Source organism: Micromonospora sp. NPDC049151 (assembly GCF_040648395.1).
GTDB lineage: Bacteria > Actinomycetota > Actinomycetes > Mycobacteriales > Micromonosporaceae > Micromonospora.
In genome coordinates this window covers 13,376-30,875 of sequence record NZ_JBEZDP010000030.1, presented here as the reverse complement: position 1 = coordinate 30,875, position 17,500 = coordinate 13,376, and the positions used below count along the sequence as shown (strand labels likewise).

Sequence of the window (17,500 nt, the reverse complement as noted above, 5' to 3'; positions counted from 1 at the left end):
CCTTCTGCCGGTGCGGCCGGTCACGGGCGGGGAGCACCGGTGGACGGGACACCAGGCAGCGGGTCGGTGCGCTCCGGCGGCGGCAGCGGCTGACCGGTGCCACCCGCCGGGTCGGCCCAGGTGTTCGGGGCGCCGCCGGCCGGGTAGGTCGCGCCCGGCGCGGAGTAGCCCGGGTCCGGCTCGGCGTAGCTGCCCGGCGTCGGGTCGAGGTAGCCGCCCGGCGGCACCTGGCCCGGCACCTCGCGCGCGGTCGGGATGACGGCGGTGCGATCCGGGTCGTACGCCGGCCGCGCCGTGCTGTCGTCGCCGATCGCGGCGATGTTGCGGGTGAGCCGCCCGGCGACCACGCCGAGCAGCGCCGCGCCGACGAGGAACGTGCCGGGGTTGCGGCGGGCGTAGCTCTTCACCTCGTTGAGCAGGTCGCCCGGCTCGCGCTGCTCCAGCCAGCCGGCCACGCCGTGCACCCGCTCGGCCGCCTGGTGGGCCAGCTCGGTGACCGGCCCGGAGCCGCCGCCCTGCTGCGCCATGGTGCGCATCTCGTCGGCGAGCGAGCGCAGCCCGCTGGCGGCGCGCTGCTGCTGCTGGCCGGCCTGGGCGGTGACCTGGCTGCGGGTCTCGCCGTAGAGGTCGCGGGCCTGCCGCTTGGCCTCGCCCACCACCTCCCGGCCCTGCTCCTTGGCGGTCTGCGCGACAGCGCCGCCCGCGTTCGCGGCGTCGGAGCCGACCTGGCGGGCCTGGTCACGTACGCCGCCACCACCGTTCGTCGACTGGTACGTGGCCGAACTGGGGGAAAGATCCTGAGTCATGGTGTCCCTTCCGCTCGTGTGTTTCCCAGCGGTTGTCTTCGGGGGGTACGCGGATCGTTTCCGCGTGACAATCGCCCTACCCCAGGTCGACGGCTCCATGCCTGATTCGTGAATTCTCTGCGGGACCGGCCCGCCCCGGTCAGAGAATGGGATGCCTGCCCGCCCGGGCGGCGACGCGTCCCACGGGGGTGACAGGGATGGCACGTGACCTGCGCGAACACGCGCCCGCCCGGCCTGCGGTGCAGAAGGTCGCCCTCGCGGCGGCGGCCCTCTTCGCGCTCATCGGCGTGCTCGGCTTCGTGCCCGGCATCACCACCCACTACGGCGAGTTGACGTTCGCCGGGCACCACTCCGAGGCGAAGCTGCTCGGGGTGTTCCAGGTGTCGGTGCTGCACAACCTGCTGCACCTGCTGTTCGGGCTGGTCGGGCTGGTGATGGCCCGGCGGCTGGCCGGGGCGCGGGTGTTCCTGGCCGGTGGCGGCGCGCTCTACCTGGTGCTGTGGCTGTACGGCTTCGCCGTCGACAGGGACACCGCCGCGAACTTCGTGCCGGTGAACGACGCCGACAACTGGCTGCACCTGTTCCTCGGCTTCGGCATGCTCGCCGCCGGCCTGCTGCTCAACGACAATCTGGGCACCGGAAGCCCGGTCGAGGCCCCGTTCGACCGCCCCTGACCAGGCGCGACACGCCGGGCCGGCGTTTGCCCGGGTACCGCCGGGGGCAGGAGGGCCGCGACGAGGAGGTTCGGCGATGCCACGGTGGTTGCGCGACAACATGCTCTCGGTGGCCATGCTCGGCGCGTTCCTCGTCTTCCTGCTGCTGCAGAGCGTGTTCGGCTGGCAGGTGCACAACGAGGAACTGAGCCGGTACGGCGCCGAGCCGCTGAGCTGGTGGGCCTATCTGGGCACCGGGCACTTCGCCGAGGCGGTGTTCGAGAACTGGGAGTCGGAGTTCCTCCAGATGGGCGGCTACGTGCTGCTCACCGCGTACCTGGTGCAGAAGGGCTCGGCCGAGTCGAAGCCGGTGGACCAGACGGACCGGCCGGAGGACAACCGCGACCACGCCGGCCCGCACGCGCCGTGGCCGGTACGCGTGGGCGGGCTGCCGCTCGTGGTCTACCGCAACAGCCTCGCCATCGCACTCCTGATGATCTTCGGGGGCGCGTTCCTGGGGCACCTGTTCGGCGGCGTGGCCGCCTACAACCAGGAGCAGGCGCTGGAGAGCGACGCCGCCCCGATCAGCGCCTGGCAGTTCCTCGGCACCAGCGACTTCTGGTTCCAGTCCATGCAGAACTGGCAGAGCGAGTTCCTCGCCGTCGGCGTGCTGATCCTGCTCAGCATCGTGCTGCGCCAGCACGCCAGCCCGGAGTCCAAGCCGGTCACCGCGCCGCACGCGCAGACCAGCGCCTGAGCGTCAGGCCGCGACCGGCAGCCGCTTGGCGAAGCAGACGCTGTACGGGTTGTCCACGTACTCGCCGTAGACCGGGATCGGCTCGTAACCACTGGACCGGTAGAGCCCGATCGCGGCCGGCAGGTAGGTGCCCGTCTCCAGGCACACCGTGCGGTGACCCTGCCGGAACGCCAGTTCCTCCAGCGCCACGAGCAGCTGCCGGGCAATGCCCCGCCCCCGGTACGCCGGCCGCACGTACATCCGCTTCAGCTCGCCGGTGCCGGCGTCGAGCGCCTGGAGCCCGCCGCAGCCGACCGCCCGGCCGCCGACGACAGCGGCCAGGTAGTGGATGTCGGTGTGCACGACTGTGACCTGCCCGTCCAGGCCGCCGTCCGCGTCGCGCAGCTCACGCTGCTGGGCGACGACGAGCGCGGCGATCTCCGGATCGGTGACGGGACGGGACTCGATCAACATGTCCGTACGCTAGATCGGCCGGATTTCGCGCAGGTTTCCCGCCACCGACCCGCAAACGGCTACTCGGCGTCCGCTTCCGCGGCGGACGCGGCCTCGATCTCGTCCTCCGGCCGGACCCGGCGGGCCTTGCGGGCCGCCAGCCGGTCGGACGCCGACGGACGGTTCGACTTCTCCTCCAGCCGGACGTCGGTGCCCCGGTTACCGGGTACGAAGTCGACACCGGCGTAGAGCGTCGGCTGCCAGTCGAACTCCCGGTCGCCGATGCGCACCAGGTCGCCGGCCTGGGCGCCGGCCTTGGCGAGCTTCTCCTCGACGCCGAGGCGGGCCAGCCGGTCGGCCAGGTAACCCACCGCCTCGTCGTTGTCGAAGTTGGTCTGCTTCACCCAGCGCTCCGGGCGGCTGCCGCGCACCGTGTACGAGCCGTCGTCCTCGGCCTCGATGGTGAAGCCGGCGTCGTCGACCGCCTTCGGGCGGATCACGATCCGGGTCGGCTCGGCCGGCGGGGCGGCGCGGCGGCCCTGGTCGACCAGCTCCGCCATCGCGTACGTCAGCTCGCGCAGGCCCTCCCGGGTGGCGGTGGAGACGTCGAACACGCGCAGGCCGCGCGCCTCCAGGTCGGGGCGGACGATGTCGGCGAGGTCCTTGCCGTCCGGCACGTCGACCTTGTTGAGCGCGACCAGCCGGGGCCGGTCGGCGAGCCCGCCGTACTGGGACAGCTCGGACTCGATGGCGTCGATGTCGGCGAGCGGGTCGCGGCCGGGCTCCAGCGTCGCGGTGTCGATCACGTGCACCAGCACGGCACAGCGCTCGACGTGGCGGAGGAACTCCAGGCCCAGGCCCTTGCCGGTGGCCGCGCCCGGGATCAGGCCGGGCACGTCGGCGACGGTGAAGGTGTGGTTGTCCACCCGGACCACGCCCAGGTTCGGCACCAGCGTGGTGAACGGGTAGTCGGCGATCTTCGGCTTGGCCGCCGAGATCACCGAGATCAGCGACGACTTGCCGGCGGACGGAAAGCCGACCAGGCCCACGTCGGCGACGCTCTTGAGCTCCAGCACGACGTCCAGCCGGTCGCCGGGCTCACCCAGCTCGGCGAAGCCGGGCGCCTTGCGGCGGGCGTTGGCCAGCGAGGCGTTGCCGCGCCCGCCCCGGCCACCCCGGGCCGCCTCGAACGTGGTGCCGACGCCGACCAGGTCGGCCAGCACCTCGCCGTCGAGGCTCTGCACCACTGTGCCGTTCGGCACCTTGATGAGCAGGTCGCGGCCGTTGGCGCCGTCCCGGTTCGAGCCGGCGCCGCCCTTGCCGTTCTCGGCCTTGAGGTGCGGCCGGAAATGGAAGTCGAGCAGCGTGGTGACCTGCGGGTCGACCACCAGCGACACGCTGCCGCCGTGGCCGCCGTTACCGCCGTCGGGCCCGCCGAACGGCTTGAACTTCTCCCGGTGGATCGAGACACAGCCGTGCCCGCCGTCGCCGGCCTGCATGTGCAGGACGACCCGGTCAACGAACGTCGTCACGACGCCAATCCTTCCAGCGGGGTCCGCCCCGCACGGGGAAAAGCGAAGCGGGCCGGGACTCGAGGTCCGCGGCCCGCAACGCTTTGAGAACTACTGCTGCGGCACGATGCTGACGGTCTTGCGACCGCGCTTGGTGCCGAACTGCACCGAACCGGCGGCCAGCGCGAACAGCGTGTCGTCGCCGCCACGGCCGACCAGGTCACCGGGGTGGAACTTGGTGCCACGCTGACGGATGAGGATCTCACCCGCGCTGACGACCTGACCACCGAAGCGCTTCACGCCGAGCCGCTGGGCCGCGGAGTCACGGCCGTTACGCGAGCTGGACGCACCCTTTTTGTGAGCCATTGGAGGACGACCTACTTCCCGCTGGAGATGCCGGTCACCTTGACCTGGGTCAGCGGCTGGCGGTGACCCTGGCGCTTGTGGTAGCCGGTCTTGTTCTTGAACTTGTGGATCCGGATCTTCGGGCCCTTGGTGTGCGCGGCGATCTCGCCGGACACCGCGACCTTGGCGAGCTTCGCCGCGTCGGTCACCAGGTCGTCACCGTCGACGAGGAGCACCGCGGTGAGCTTCACCGCGTCGCCGGGGGCACCGGCGAGCTTCTCGACCTCGATCACGTCGCCCTCGGCGACCTTGTACTGCTTGCCGCCGGTCTTGACGATCGCGTACATCGGAGGCGGACTCCCTGTCGTTGAGGCTACTGGCGTCTATTCCACCGCTGTCGGCTGTCACACCGTTCACGGTCGTTCCCACGGCGTCTCGCCGGGAGCCGTGACACCGGCAGCGCGGGCACGCGGGAACTCAGCACACCAAAGTGCGCCGCAGGCAAGCGTACGGCATACCCGGCCCGCCCCCCAAACCGGGCCCGCGGTCCGCGTCCTCACGGCCGGCCGACGGACACGACAGAACCCCCGAATCCGCCCATAGCGCGCGGATTCGGGGGTCCTGTTCGAGCAGGTCAGCGCCTCACGGCCGGGTACGCCGCCGGGCGCCGCCGCGTCGCGCCCGCCGGCGGGGGGCACCGCTGTCGTCGTCGTTGTCGCCGTCACCGATCGCGTCCGGGTCGTCGGCGGCGGCCAGCCGGGCCGAGTCGCCCTCCTGGCTGTCCGCGACCGCCGGGGCGGCGGGCGTGTCCGTCTCGAACCGGGAGAGGTCGTAGCCCTGGGTGTCGTAGTAGTCGTCGTCGTTCTCGACCACCTCGGCGACGGTCCGCTCCGGGGCGACGGTCCGCTCCGGAGCGGCCGGGACGGCCGGTGCCTCGTCGGCGGCCTGCGGCGACGCGGCCGGCTGCTCCGGCGCGGCCTCCGCCGCGGCGGTCTTGCGACCCCGGCGGCGGCCCTTCTCCTCGGCCGGCGCGGCGACCGCCGAGGCGACCGCCTTGACCTTCTCCCCCGCACCGCCGCGCGGCTTCTCCGGCACCGGCTCCGTGTGAATGATCACGCCCCGGCCCTTGCAGCACTCGCAGGTCTCGCTGAACGCCTCCAGCAGGCCCGCACCGATGCGCTTGCGGGTCATCTGCACCAGGCCGAGCGAGGTGATCTCGGTGACCTGGTGCTTGGTGCGGTCCCGGCCGAGGCACTCGGTGAGCCGGCGCAGCACCAGTTCCCGGTTCGACTCCAGCACCATGTCGATGAAGTCGATCACCACGATGCCGCCGATGTCGCGCAGCCGCAGCTGGCGCACGATCTCCTCGGCCGCCTCCAGGTTGTTGCGGGTGACCGTCTCCTCCAGGTTGCCCCCGGAGCCGGTGTACTTGCCGGTGTTGACGTCGATGACAGTCATCGCCTCGGTGCGGTCGATCACCAGCGAGCCGCCGGAGGGGAGGAAGACCTTCCGGTCCAGCCCCTTGAGGATCTGCTCGTCGATCCGGTACTCGGCGAACACGTCCACCACCCCGGCGTGCCGGCGCAGCCGCTCCACCAGGTCCGGGGAGACGTGCGACAGGTACGACTCGACCATGCCGTACGCGGACTCGCCCTCGATGACCAGCTCGCGGAAGTCCTCGTTGAAGAGATCCCGGACCACGCGGATGACCAGGTCCGGCTCCTCGTAGAGCAGCACCGGCGCGCCACCCTCGGTCGCCTTGGCCTGGATGTCCTCCCACTGCGCCTGCAGCCGCTTGACGTCGCGGGCCAGCTCGTCCTCGCTGGCGCCCTCGGCCGCGGTCCGGACGATCACCCCGGCGCCGTCCGGCACCAGCTTCTTCAGCACGTCGCGCAGCCGCTTGCGCTCGGTGTCGGGCAGCTTGCGGCTGATCCCCGAGGCGTTGCCGTTCGGCACGTAGACCAGGTGCCGGCCGGAGAGCGCGATGTGGCTGGTCAGCCGCGCGCCCTTGTGCCCGATCGGGTCCTTGGTGACCTGCACCAGCACCGAGTCACCGGAGCGCAGCGCCTGCTCGATCGAGCGGGCCCGGCCCTCCAGGCCGGTGGCGTCCCAGTTGACCTCACCGGCGTACAGGACCGCGTTGCGTCCGCGCCCGATGTCGACGAAGGCCGCCTCCATGCTCGGCAGGACGTTCTGGACCTTGCCCAGGTAGACGTTGCCGGCCATGGTGCCGGACGAGTTGCGCGTGACGTAGTGCTCGACCAGCACGCCGTCCTCGAGCACGGCGATCTGGGTACGGTCACCGCGCTGGCGGACCACCATCACCCGGTCGACCGCCTCGCGGCGGGCCAGGAACTCCGACTCGCTCAGGATCGGCGGCCGCGTACGCCGCTGCTCGCGGCCGTCCCGGCGGCGCTGCCGCTTGGCCTCCAGCCGGGTCGAGCCGGAGACACCCTGCACCTCGTCGACCGGCTTGCGCGGCTCGCGGATCTTGACCACGGTCGGCACGCCGTCCTCGGCGGCGGTGTCCGCCTCCCCGGCGCCCCGGCGGCGGCGACGGCGACGGCGACGGGTCATCCCCTCGCCCTCGGCCTCCTCGTCCTCCGCGGGCTCCTCGGCCTCACCCTCGGCGGTCTCGGCCGCGCCGGACTCGTCGACATCCTCGTCGTCGGCCTCGTCCGCGCCGCCCTTGCCCCGGCCGCGACCACGGCGGCCCCGGCGGCGGCGACGCCGGGCCGCGGCCGTCTCGTCGTCCTCGTCCGCCTCGTCCGCCTCGGCGGACTCCTCGGCCTCGGTGACCGGCTCCTCCTCGACGGCCTCCGGCTCGACCTCGGCCTCGACCGGCTCGACCTCACGGCGGCCACGACGGCGGCGCCGGGTGGTCTCGACCGCTTCCTCGATCGGCTCCTCAGCGGCCGGGTAGGTCACCTGGACGGCCGGCGCCTCGTCGGGCTGCGGCGCCATGAACAGGACGGTCGGCGCGGAGAGCGCGGCACGACGCCGGCGGCCGGTGGCAGGCGGCGTCTCCGCCGGCTCCTCGTCCGCACGCGGCACCGCGGCGCCCGTCGACACCACGCCCGTCGCGTCCGCCGGGCCGCCGCCGCGAGCCAGGTCGACCTCCTGGGTACGCGTCGACGCGGCGCTCGTGGTCTCGCCCTCGGCGTCCTCGTCCTCGACGGGCTCGCCGATGGCGGCCGTGCCGCTGATGGCGGCCGTGCTCGCCGCGCCCTCGGTGCTCGCCGTACCGCGGGTGCTCGCCTTGCGGCTGCGGGTGGTGCGCCGGCCGGTGGTGGGCTGCCCGGCAGCTGCGGCGGCCTCCCCGCCGACGGCCTCGCCCGTGGCGGGCCGGTCGACGCCGGCCTCGCCGCCGTCGATGTCGGCGCGTCCCTCGGCGATCAGGTCGCCACCGGGCGCGGAGACCGGCCCGTCGATCACCGCGTCCGCGGGCGCCTGCCCAGCGGCGGTCTCGTCCGGCGCCACGGTCTCGGCGGCCGGCGGCGTGGCCTTGCGACGGCGGGTCCGGGTCACCTTGACCGGCGGCACGACCTCCTCCGAGGCGGCCTCCACCCCGGCCGCGGCCACCGGCTCCTCGACCGCCTTCGCCGGTGTCGCCTTACGACGCCGCCGGGTGGTCTTCGGCGCGGTGTCCAACTCGCCGGCCACCGGCGCGAACACCTCGGCCTGCGGCGACTCGCCGCTGCCGGTCACCGTCGTGGACGCCTCGACCGGCGCGTCGGTCTGCTCCGGCTGGTTCAACGGGGCGGCCTTGCGGCGGCTGGCCCGCTTGCGGGCCGGCGGCTTGGTCTCGGCCACGCCCTCCGCGACAGCGCCGTCGGCGCTGCCGGAGGCGGCACCCTCGGCACCGGCGGAGGCCGCGCTCGCGGCGCCGCCGGAGGCGGTGGTGGCACTGTCGGCGGTCGTCCCGGCCGGCTGCGCGCCGGTCCGTTCGCCGCCCTCGGGCTCGTTCTCGAGCATGGACGTTCTCCAGTTCTGGCCGCCCCGGGCGCGGGTGAGCGCTGCCACGCAGGGTTGCCGCAAAGGTGTTTCCGCCGGGCGCGCAGACGCGCGACCGCCGAAGTCTGCCTGCCAGAGCGTTGACCGACGGTCAGCGCTCTCCGATGGTTGCCCCGTCGCGATCCGCGTCCAACGGATCGACGATCTCGCCCTGCGCGGTCAACGTGCCCTGCGCCAGCCGGATCACCTTCGGGGTGACCGGCGGCTCCAGGGCGGCCACCGCGCGGAGGCCGGACAGGACGTCATCGGGCCGAACGGACGGGGTGACCTGCCGCACGACCAGTTCGAGTATCGCACACGGTACGGCCGCCGCCCCGGAAGGCGTCTCAGCCGGAGCCACGACATCGATCGACGCCACTGCCGCGCGGGCGTCGAACGTACGCCGCCCCTGCTTGGTCATCCGCTCGACCTGGATCTCCTCGGCGGCGGTGAAGGCCGCCACGGCCTCCGCCAGCACCTTCGGGTCGACCTCGGGCAGCTCGATACGCCAGTACGACGCCTCGATCCGGTCGGCCAGGCTGCCGCCGGTGGCCTCCACCGCGTCGAGTACGTCGAGGCCGGGCGAGAGCGCGGCGTCGAGGGCCTCGCGCAGCCGCGCCGGGTCGACGGGCTCACGGAGCCCGATCTCCAGGTATTCGGCCTCACTCGCCACGCCCGTCGGGGCGGCCGAGGCGTACGAGATCTTCGGATGTGGGGTGAAGCCCTGGGAGAAGGCGATCGGCACGCCGGCCCGGCGCAGCGCGCGCTCGAAGGCCCGGGCGAAGTCCCGGTGCGAGGTGAACCGCAGCGGCCCACGCTTGGCGTACCGGATACGGACCCGCTGGACGACGGGGGCCTGGCCGCCCTCGGGTTGAGGCTTTCTGGCGATCGTGAGCTCCTCGGCTGTGCCTGCGTATCGGTCTCATCCTGACGCAGCGCTCACCACGCCCCACACCCGGGGCCACCCCACCCACCCCAAACCCACTCAAACTCGCCCCACCCTCGCCCCAGCCCACCCCACCCCGGGCGCGGGCGTGCGGGGGCGGCTCTCCGGGGCGGTGAGGAGTGGTGTGCGGGATCCGTACTCGCGGTGGGTCAGGAACGGTCGTCGTCACCGGGTGGGGCGTACGGGCTCCGGCCGGGTGGAGTGTGGTGGGCCTGACCGTGGGGCGGGTAGGTGCCCGTGCCGGGCGGCGGGTACGCACCGGGCTGGGGGTGTCCGCCCGGCTGCGGGTAGGCGCCGGGCGGGCCGTAGCCGGGCGGCTGGGCGGTCACGCGACCGGCGGGCACCGGCGGGTCCTGCCCGTTCATCCGGTCCAGTTCCTCGTCCGGGATCGAGCCGGCCCGGGCCAGTTCGCGCCGGTGACGGCGGCGGTTCCAGATCAGGAACACCACGAGCGCCAGCAGCACGACGAGCGCCACGGCGATGCCGATGCCGATCACCATCACCTGCTGGTCGGTGGGGCCGCCCCGGTCGCCGTACTTCGTCACGTCGAAGTTGTCGTCCTCGGCGGCGGCCGGTGGCGCGGACGCGCTCGGCGCGGCGTCCCCGAGCAGTGGGTTCGCCGACACCGACGGCACGTCGGCGGTGAGCGCCGCGACCGGGTCGATCCGGCCGAAGCCGAACCGGGGATCCCGGCCGGGAGGGCCGGCGTCCCGGGCGGTGCGGATGATCCGGTTGATCACGTCGGGCGCGGAGAGGTCGCGGTGCTTCGACCGGATCAGCGCCGCGACGCCGGAGACGATGGCGGCGGCGTCGGAGGTGCCGTCCCCCCAGCCGTAGCCCCGGTCCGGGCCGATGTTGTAGACCTCGTCGCCGGGTGCGGCGATCACCGCCTCCGGGCCCTGGGCCGATCCGGACCAGAAGCCTCCACCCCGGACCGTGCCGGTCACCGCGATCACGCCGGGAATGTTTGCGGGTGAGGCGACGTCCGGGCCGGACTGCCGGATGTTGCCGGCGGCGGCCACCACGACCACGTCGCGCTCCAGCGCGTACCGGATCGCGGCTGCCTCGCCCTCGTCCACGGCCCCACCGCCGCCGTACGACAGGTTGAGCACCTTCGCCCCGCCGTCGACTGCCATCCGGATGCCGGTCGCGGAGTCGTCCGGGGTGGCCGCCGCGCCGACGGGCTTGCGGATGGGCAGGATCCGGGCGTCGGGCGCGATGCCGACCACCCCGGCGCCGTTGGCCGCGATGATCCCGGCCATGTGGGTGCCGTGGCCGTCCGGGTCGCTCCGGCCGTCGCCCGAGCCGCGGGTGCTGCCCCCGGCCAGGAGCTGACCCCGCATGTCGGGGTGCCCGGCGTCGACACCGGTGTCCAGCACGCCGACGACGACGCCCCGCCCGGTGGAGATCTGATGTGCCCTGTCGATCCGCAGCTCGTCCAGATACCACTGCTCGGCACGGCGCGGAGCGGCGACCGCCGGCTGGGCGGCGCCCAGCAGCATCAGTCCGGCAAGCAGACCGGCCGCCACCGGCCGGAGCGCGCCGACGTGCACCTTCATCCGTCCGTCCTCATCGCAGGATGCCCGGGGACGCACCGTCACCGGCACCCCACGGATCGTCGTCCTCAGTCAACCACGACGAGTGCCCTGCCGCGTCACCCCCGTGACCGGCGCCGCCGTGACCGCCCATCATTCCGCCGCCCATCATCCCGGCGCCGGCCATCCCGCCACGCGTACCGGCCGCGCCGCCCGGTCCCGCTCCGGCCGCGGCCTTCAGCGCGCTGGCCGCGCTGGTCAGCGGCGGAACCTTGCCGTTACCGCCACCGACCATGCCGGGCAGGCCGCCCATGGCCAGGCCGCCGGCCGCACCGATCCCACCGCCGCCGATCCCACCGGCCGAACCCAGACCGGCGCCGCCGCCACCGCCACCGAAGCCGCCGCCACCAGCGCTCAGTCCGCCCACGCCACCGCCCCCGCCGAGACCGAGCGTGGCCGGTCCGCCCGCGGTGACCGTGCCGGGCCCGCCCGCGCCCGCCAGGCCGCTGCCGTACTCCGGGGTGCCCGAGCCCGGGGCACCACCGAGCTCGGGAGGCCCGCCGATGGTCGGCGGGGTGTAGGAACCGCCGCCGGGGACGCCGCTGCCGGGCCCACCGGGGGGCGGCGTGTACGAACCACCACCGGGCGTGCCGCCACCGATGCCGGTGCTGCCGATCGACGGCATCGGGCCGCCACCGCCGCCTCCGGGCATCCCGCCGCCCGGCATCCCGCCGCCGCCCGGCAGGCCACCGCCGGGCACACCCGTCGGGGGGACCCGCGGGTCCCCCCGGTAGCCGTCGTCCAGCTCTTCCCGGGTGGGACGGGGTACGGCCAGCTTGGGACGCTCGGCATCCACCGCGGCGGGAAGCGGCGACATCGCCGCGTTGGCCGCCTTCTGGTTGTCGTTGTACCAGTTGTCGAGGTGCGACTTGGTGTCCCACCAGCCGCCACGCTTCTGGTCGTTGGCGTTGCCGTCGATCTTCATGGTGGCTTCGAGGTCGTCGGCCTTGTCGCGGAACGCGCCGTCGGCGTACAGCGCCTGGTTGGCCTGGAAGTCGCTGCGCAGGGCGGCGAGGAAGCCGGACTGGCTCTCACCGTCGCGCGCGTCGTCCAGCTCGGTGCCGCCGGGCAGGCTCCACTCGTTCCAGCCGAAGTTGTCCATCAGCGGGATCGGGATGCTGGCCACCGTCTTGCGGATGTCACTCTCGATCCGCGACAGCGCCCCGCTGACGTTGCTGGCGTGCGTGATCAGGTCCTCGATGTCCTTGCCGATCTCGGACAGGTGCTCGCGGTACGCGTCGCCGCCGCTGCCCTTCCAGCCGGCGAGCATCCCGGGCAGGCCGCCGGTGTGCGGGCGCTCCTGGCCGGCCGCGACCGGGCCGACGAACGACCGGCCGGCGAGGGAGTCGCGCAGGTGACCGAGAGCGGTGGAGAGGTTGCTCCACCCCGAGCCGACCAGGCCGACGGTGTACGGATCCGCTGACAGCGTCACCTCGCGGACACAGCGTTCCCAGGTGGCTCCAGCCATGACCGTCTCCTCTCTCAGGCCGGGTACGGGTAGGTGGGCGGCTCTGCCGCGGCCGGCGGCTCCGCCGCCGACTCCAGCAGCCGTTCGATGTCCTTGCCGTTGGCGGCGTTGCGCTCCTCGGCGTCGCGGAACGCCTTGGCGATCTCCTCGGTGCCCTTCTTCAGGCCGGCCAGCTTCGCGGAGAGGCCCTTGAGGTGGCTCTCCATGTTGGCCGTGGAGCGTTCCAGCGCCTGCCACTGCAGGCGGGCGTCGCTGAAGGCGCCGAACGGGGTGCCGTTGGCCACGATCTGCGGGCTGTTGCTGTCGCCCTGCATGTTCAGCTTGATGCGCTCCATCTCCCAGGAGATGGTGTCCTCGACGTACTGCTTGAGGCGCTCGATGTATTCGGCCGCCGCATCCAGGTCCTCGACGCTGACGTGCAGATCGCCGGTGTCCGGCGGATTGATGCCCATGCTGCCTGTCCTCCCCGCTGCCGGCCCCGGCCGGTCCACTACGGACGCAGCGTATCGAGGATGGACCAGTCGGGGCACCCCCACCCCGCGTCGCGCGGTGGCCACCGGCAGAGACGACGGAGCGCGGGCACCCGGTGGGGTGCCCGCGCTCCGGTCGGGTGCCGGCGGCCTCAGCCCTGGGCGGCGGCGGGCAGCTTGAGACCGTTGACCGGGGTGAGCGGCAGCAGCTTGCGGCCGGTCGGGCCGATCTGGATCTCGGTGTCCATGGACGGGCAGACGCCGCAGTCGAAGCAGGGCGTCCAGCGGCAGTCGTCCTGCTCGTACTCCGACAGCGAGTCCTGCCAGTCCTGCCAGAGCCAGTCCTTGTCCAGGCCGGAGTCGAGGTGGTCCCAGGGCAGGACCTCCAGCTCCTCGCGCTCCCGGGTGGTGTACCAGTCGAGGTCCACGCCGTACGCCGGCAGCACCTCGGCGGCGGCGTCGACCCAGCGCTGGTACGAGAAGTGCTCGCTCCAGCCGTCGAACCGGCCGCCGTTCTCCCAGACCTTGCGGATCACCGCGCCGACCCGGCGGTCACCCCGGGACAGCAGGCCCTCGATCAGCGACGGCTCGCCGTCGTGGTAGCGGAAGCCGATCGCCCGGCCCAGCGACCGGTCGCTGTTGATCGCCTGCTTGAGCAGCTTGAGCCGGCCGTCGATGACCTCCGGCCGCTCCATCGAGGCCCACTGGAACGGGGTGTGCGGCTTCGGCACGAACCCGCCGATGGAGACCGTGCAGCGGATGTCCTTGGATCCGGTGGCCGCGCGGCCGGCCCGGATCACCTCGTGCGCCATGTCGGCGATCTCCAGGACGTCCTCGTCGGTCTCGGTGGGCAGGCCGCACATGAAGTAGAGCTTCACCTGGCGCCAGCCGTTGGAGTACGCGGTGACCACGGTGCGGATGAGGTCTTCCTTCGACACCATCTTGTTGATCACCTTGCGGATCCGCTCCGACCCGCCCTCCGGGGCGAACGTCAGACCGGTCCGCCGCCCGTTGCGGGACAGCTCCTGGGCCAGGTCGATGTTGAACGCGTCCACCCGGGTCGAGGGCAGCGACAGCGAGACGTTGGTGCCGGCGTACTGCTCGGCCAGGCCGGAGCACATGTCGCCGATCTCCGAGTGGTCGGCCGACGACAGCGACAGCAGGCCCACCTCGTGGAAGCCGGAGAACTCCAGCCCCTCCTTGACCATCTGGCCGACGGTGGTGATCGAGCGCTCCCGCACCGGTCGGGTGATCATGCCGGCCTGGCAGAACCGGCAGCCCCGGGTGCAACCGCGGAAGATCTCCACCGCGTACCGCTCGTGCACGGTCTCGGCGAGCGGGACCAGGGGCTTCTTCGGGTACGGCCAGGCGTCCAGGTCCATCGTCGTGCGCTTGTGCACGCGGAACGGCACGTCCGGGCGGTTCGGCACGACCCGCTGGATCCGGCCGTCCGGCAGGTAGTCGACGTCGTAGAAGCGCGGCACGTAGACGCTCTCGGTGCGGGCCAGCCGCAGCAGCAGCTCGTCCCGGCCGCCCGGGGAGCCCTCCGCCTTCCACTCCCGGACGATCGCGGTGATCTCCAGCACCGCCTCCTCGCCGTCGCCGAGCACCGCGGCGTCGACGAAGTCGGCGATCGGCTCCGGGTTGAACGCGGCGTGCCCGCCGGCCACGATCACCGGGTCGGCGTCGGTGCGGTCGGCGGCGAGCAGCGGGATGCCGGCCAGGTCGATCGCGGTGAGCAGGTTGGTGTAGCCCAGCTCGGTGGAGAACGAGACGCCGAACACGTCGAAGTCACGCACCGGACGGTGGGCGTCGACGGTGAACTGCGGCACGCCGTGGGCGCGCATCAGCTTCTCCAGGTCGGGCCAGACCGCGTAGGTGCGCTCGGCCAGCACGTCGGGCAGCTCGTTGAGCACCTCGTACAGGATCTGCACGCCCTGGTTGGGCAGACCCACCTCGTACGCGTCCGGGTACATCAGCGCCCAGCGGACGGTGGCCGCGTCCCAGTCCTTGACCACCGCTCCCAGCTCTCCACCCACGTACTGGATGGGCTTTGTCACCTGCGGCAGCAACGGCTCCAGCCGAGGCCAGACCGAGTTGGCGGCGGCGGGACGCGGGGTCGTGGACGGGGCACTCATGATGCCCAAGCGTACGCGGTGCCCCCGCCCTCCCCCGCCCTCCGCCCCGCCGCCACCCGCCCGCGCCCGGCTCCGCCGCGTTGATCAAGGAGTTTGCGTGCTGTTCCGCGCTCCTGACGGACACGAACTCCTTGATCACCGGCGTGGGGACTAGATCACCGGTGCGAGAGGGCGGGATTCGTGGTGGGTGGCGGGACGGTACTAACCTCGCAACGGGCGCGAGAGGAGATAGCCGCGATGCCGCAGCCGCAGCCGGCGGCGGGCCGGCCGGCCGACGGGGCCGAGATGCCGTCCGTCACCGAGCCGGCGACCGCCGTCGACACCGAGGACGCCACCGGCGCCTCGGCTCCGGCGTCTCCGTCCGCCGGCACGCCGGAGACCGCCGACGACCGGACCCCCGACAGGGCACCGGCCGAACGGCCGTCGGACGCCGCCGCCGACCAGACCCCCGCCGGGGCACCAGTCGACCGCTCGTCCGACGCCGACAGCAGGCCGCACGACGGTACGCCCGACCGCCGGCCGTCCGCCGCGTCCGGCGAGCAGCCGCGCGGTGCCGAGCCCGGTGACCGGCCCTCGGGCGACCACTCCGACGACTCGCCTCCGGACGTCCCGACCGCCCAGAGTCCGGCGACCTCGACCCTCGACCCGCAGTCCACGCCCGCGCCGACCGCGGCACCACAGGCCGGGACGACGGCGCAGACCGAAGCGGCGGCAGATTCCCCAGGCCCCGCCGAACCGACAGTGCGGGCCGAACCGACAGCGCAGGCCGAACCGACGGCGCGGGCCGAACCGACGGCGCGGGCCGAAGCCGCGCGGCAGGACGAACGAGCCGAACCGGCGGGGAGCCACGCGGACCCTGCCGGCACCGCCCTACTCGACGACGCCACCCCGCACCCGCCCGCCGACCCGGCGACCAGCGACGCGTTGACCAGCGACGCGGCGACCAGCGACGCTCCCGCCGGGACGCCGAGTGACACGGCCGAGGCACCGACCGCCGGGGCAGGATCGCCCGCACCGGTCACCCGGGCTCGGGGATCGGCACCGGTTCCGGGCCGCACCACGCCCGTACCCACTCCCCGGACCGGGCGCCGGCCGGATCCGACCCGGATCGACCTCGCGCCGCAGCCGCCCCGGGCCACCACCGCCCCGGACCCCACGAAGGTCGAGAACGCCGCCCGGGCCGCGAGCACGCCGGATCCCACACGGGTGGAGACGACCCCGGACCCGACCCGGGTCGAGGCGCCCGCGCCCCGCTGGAGTGGTTCCGCCGCCGTCCCGCCACCGCCGCCACGCCGGCCCGCCTGGGGGGAGTCCGCCGAGCCCACGCCGGTGCCGCCGCTCGCGTCGCCGGAACACGCCACACCTGTCGACCCGTGGGCGGGGGTGGACACCACCGGCTGGGAGCTGCACGCCCCGGAGCTGCCGCCCCTGACACCGACGCTGCCGTACACCGCGCCCTGGGCCGCGCCGAACCCGCACCCGGCCCACCCGGCCCCACCCGCGGCGCCACCGGCCCACCCGGCGCATTCCGCCCCGCAGCCGGCACCGCCCGCGGCCCATCCCGCGCCGCCCGCCGCCCGCCCGGTGTCGCCGCCGCCCGGCGCGCCGTACCCCGGCCCGGCCCGGCCGGTCTCGCCGCCGCCCAGCGCGCCCTACCCGGGACCGGCCCGGCCGGTCTCGCCGCCGCGCCACCCCGCACCGCCGGCCGCCCGTCCGATGCCACCGGCCGCGCCGCCGGCGAAGCCCGGACGGCCGCCGAAGCAGCGCCGGGGCAAGGCCGGACCGCCGGTCGCGCCGCCGCCCGGCTGGCAGCAGCCGCCCAAGCGGACCCGTCGCCGGCGCCGCTGGCCCTGGGTGCTGCTGCTCTCCATCGCCTGCTGCTGCGGACTGCCGCTCTGGTGGTTCCTGCCGATCTCCAGCCAGTACCCGGCCAGCGCCAGCCTTCCGGACCAGATCGACTCGATGCAGCTACGCCAGGACGAGAGCAGCCGGGCCGTCGCCGAGGAGCTGAAAGCCCGGGTACGCGAGTCGAACCTGCTCGCCGAGGACACGTTCGCCGGCATCTACACCACCAGCGACGGCAAGCGGGTGACGTTGTTCGGCAGCACCGGCCTGCGGTTCAGTCCGGAGTCGGACGCCAAGTCGGAACTCGACCGCCTCGCCGGGGACTACGCCCTGCAGGAGTCGGTGGTGGTGGACACCGGCGTGCGGGGACGCCACGAGCGCTGCGCGGTCGGCCGGGCGGACGGCGACTCGGTGGTGGTCTGCGTCTCGGCCGACCACGGCAGCCTCACCACCGGGGTGTTCACCCGGCTGTCGGTGGACGACAGCGGGCGGCTGCTGAACGACCTGCGCCAGCGCGTGGTGGTGCCGAAGTCCTGACCGC

14 protein-coding genes are annotated in these 17,500 nt (G+C 73.7%); 3 read left to right on the top strand and 11 right to left on the bottom strand.

The features are described from left to right. Positions 1 to 20: 20 nt before the first annotated feature. Positions 21 to 806: a hypothetical protein gene (locus tag AB0B20_RS26405; protein WP_357388425.1), complete on the bottom strand. Its 786-nt coding sequence runs from the start codon at positions 804 to 806 to the stop codon at positions 21 to 23. Between the two features lie 209 nt (positions 807 to 1,015). Here AB0B20_RS26405 and AB0B20_RS26400 point away from each other — a divergent pair, with 209 nt between their 5' ends. Together AB0B20_RS26400 and AB0B20_RS26395 are read left to right on the top strand one after the other, a co-directional pair. Next, a complete protein-coding gene (locus tag AB0B20_RS26400) occupies positions 1,016 to 1,480 on the top strand; it encodes a DUF4383 domain-containing protein (RefSeq protein WP_357388521.1) in 465 nt (154 codons plus the stop codon). Positions 1,481 to 1,556: 76 nt separating this feature from the next. After that, complete coding sequence (locus AB0B20_RS26395) at positions 1,557 to 2,216, top strand: DUF6766 family protein (protein WP_357388423.1); 660 nt, start codon at positions 1,557 to 1,559, stop codon at positions 2,214 to 2,216. A 3-nt stretch (positions 2,217 to 2,219) separates the two neighbouring features. Here AB0B20_RS26395 and AB0B20_RS26390 read toward each other — a convergent pair whose 3' ends face one another. The 10 genes from AB0B20_RS26390 to AB0B20_RS26345 form a co-directional block, all read right to left on the bottom strand. Then, a complete protein-coding gene (locus AB0B20_RS26390; RefSeq protein ID WP_357388421.1) occupies positions 2,220 to 2,669 on the bottom strand; it encodes a GNAT family N-acetyltransferase in 450 nt (149 codons plus the stop codon). A gap of 59 nt (positions 2,670 to 2,728) precedes the next feature. After that, positions 2,729 to 4,180 carry a GTPase ObgE gene (obgE, locus tag AB0B20_RS26385; protein ID WP_357388419.1) on the bottom strand — a complete coding sequence of 484 codons (1,452 nt, stop codon included), beginning with the start codon at positions 4,178 to 4,180 and terminating at the stop codon, positions 2,729 to 2,731. Positions 4,181 to 4,270: 90 nt separating this feature from the next. Then, positions 4,271 to 4,525 carry a 50S ribosomal protein L27 gene (gene rpmA / locus AB0B20_RS26380; RefSeq protein WP_013288010.1) on the bottom strand — a complete coding sequence of 85 codons (255 nt, stop codon included), beginning with the start codon at positions 4,523 to 4,525 and terminating at the stop codon, positions 4,271 to 4,273. 11 nt (positions 4,526 to 4,536) lie between these two features. Next, complete coding sequence (gene rplU, locus AB0B20_RS26375) at positions 4,537 to 4,851, bottom strand: 50S ribosomal protein L21 (RefSeq protein ID WP_018787289.1); 315 nt, start codon at positions 4,849 to 4,851, stop codon at positions 4,537 to 4,539. Between the two features lie 295 nt (positions 4,852 to 5,146). Beyond that, entirely contained in the window at positions 5,147 to 8,479 is a 3,333-nt protein-coding gene (locus tag AB0B20_RS26370; protein ID WP_357474329.1) for an Rne/Rng family ribonuclease, read from the bottom strand. A gap of 130 nt (positions 8,480 to 8,609) precedes the next feature. After that, positions 8,610 to 9,329, bottom strand: coding sequence for a TIGR03936 family radical SAM-associated protein (locus tag AB0B20_RS26365; protein WP_357388519.1), 720 nt, complete (start codon positions 9,327 to 9,329; stop codon positions 8,610 to 8,612). Positions 9,330 to 9,592: 263 nt separating this feature from the next. Further along, positions 9,593 to 11,002 carry a type VII secretion-associated serine protease mycosin gene (mycP, locus tag AB0B20_RS26360; RefSeq protein WP_357474326.1) on the bottom strand — a complete coding sequence of 470 codons (1,410 nt, stop codon included), beginning with the start codon at positions 11,000 to 11,002 and terminating at the stop codon, positions 9,593 to 9,595. A 10-nt stretch (positions 11,003 to 11,012) separates the two neighbouring features. Beyond that, entirely contained in the window at positions 11,013 to 12,506 is a 1,494-nt protein-coding gene (locus AB0B20_RS26355; RefSeq protein ID WP_357388413.1) for a hypothetical protein, read from the bottom strand. 14 nt (positions 12,507 to 12,520) lie between these two features. Continuing rightward, entirely contained in the window at positions 12,521 to 12,958 is a 438-nt protein-coding gene (locus tag AB0B20_RS26350) for a hypothetical protein (RefSeq protein ID WP_357388411.1), read from the bottom strand. Positions 12,959 to 13,128: 170 nt separating this feature from the next. Further along, positions 13,129 to 15,114: a TIGR03960 family B12-binding radical SAM protein gene (locus tag AB0B20_RS26345; protein ID WP_043328969.1), complete on the bottom strand. Its 1,986-nt coding sequence runs from the start codon at positions 15,112 to 15,114 to the stop codon at positions 13,129 to 13,131. A gap of 237 nt (positions 15,115 to 15,351) precedes the next feature. Between AB0B20_RS26345 and AB0B20_RS26340 the strand changes: the two genes are divergently transcribed. Continuing rightward, positions 15,352 to 17,496 (top strand): hypothetical protein, encoded by a 2,145-nt coding sequence (locus tag AB0B20_RS26340; protein WP_357474323.1) that lies wholly within the window; start codon positions 15,352 to 15,354, stop codon positions 17,494 to 17,496. The last annotated feature ends 4 nt before the right edge of the window (positions 17,497 to 17,500 follow it).

Bases quoted from the DNA above. Each gene is read 5' to 3' on its own strand.
- AB0B20_RS26405 (WP_357388425.1), bottom strand. From the start codon at position 806: ATGACTCAGGATCTTTCCCCCAGTTCGGCCACGTACCAGTCGACGAAC.
- AB0B20_RS26395 (WP_357388423.1), top strand. From the start codon at position 1,557: ATGCCACGGTGGTTGCGCGACAACATGCTCTCGGTGGCCATGCTCGGC.
- AB0B20_RS26390 (WP_357388421.1), bottom strand. From the start codon at position 2,669: ATGTTGATCGAGTCCCGTCCCGTCACCGATCCGGAGATCGCCGCGCTC.
- rpmA (WP_013288010.1), bottom strand. From the start codon at position 4,525: ATGGCTCACAAAAAGGGTGCGTCCAGCTCGCGTAACGGCCGTGACTCC.
- rplU (WP_018787289.1), bottom strand. From the start codon at position 4,851: ATGTACGCGATCGTCAAGACCGGCGGCAAGCAGTACAAGGTCGCCGAG.
- AB0B20_RS26370 (WP_357474329.1), bottom strand. From the start codon at position 8,479: ATGCTCGAGAACGAGCCCGAGGGCGGCGAACGGACCGGCGCGCAGCCG.
- mycP (WP_357474326.1), bottom strand. From the start codon at position 11,002: ATGAAGGTGCACGTCGGCGCGCTCCGGCCGGTGGCGGCCGGTCTGCTT.
- AB0B20_RS26355 (WP_357388413.1), bottom strand. From the start codon at position 12,506: ATGGCTGGAGCCACCTGGGAACGCTGTGTCCGCGAGGTGACGCTGTCA.
- AB0B20_RS26350 (WP_357388411.1), bottom strand. From the start codon at position 12,958: ATGGGCATCAATCCGCCGGACACCGGCGATCTGCACGTCAGCGTCGAG.
- AB0B20_RS26345 (WP_043328969.1), bottom strand. From the start codon at position 15,114: ATGAGTGCCCCGTCCACGACCCCGCGTCCCGCCGCCGCCAACTCGGTC.
- AB0B20_RS26340 (WP_357474323.1), top strand. From the start codon at position 15,352: ATGCCGCAGCCGCAGCCGGCGGCGGGCCGGCCGGCCGACGGGGCCGAG.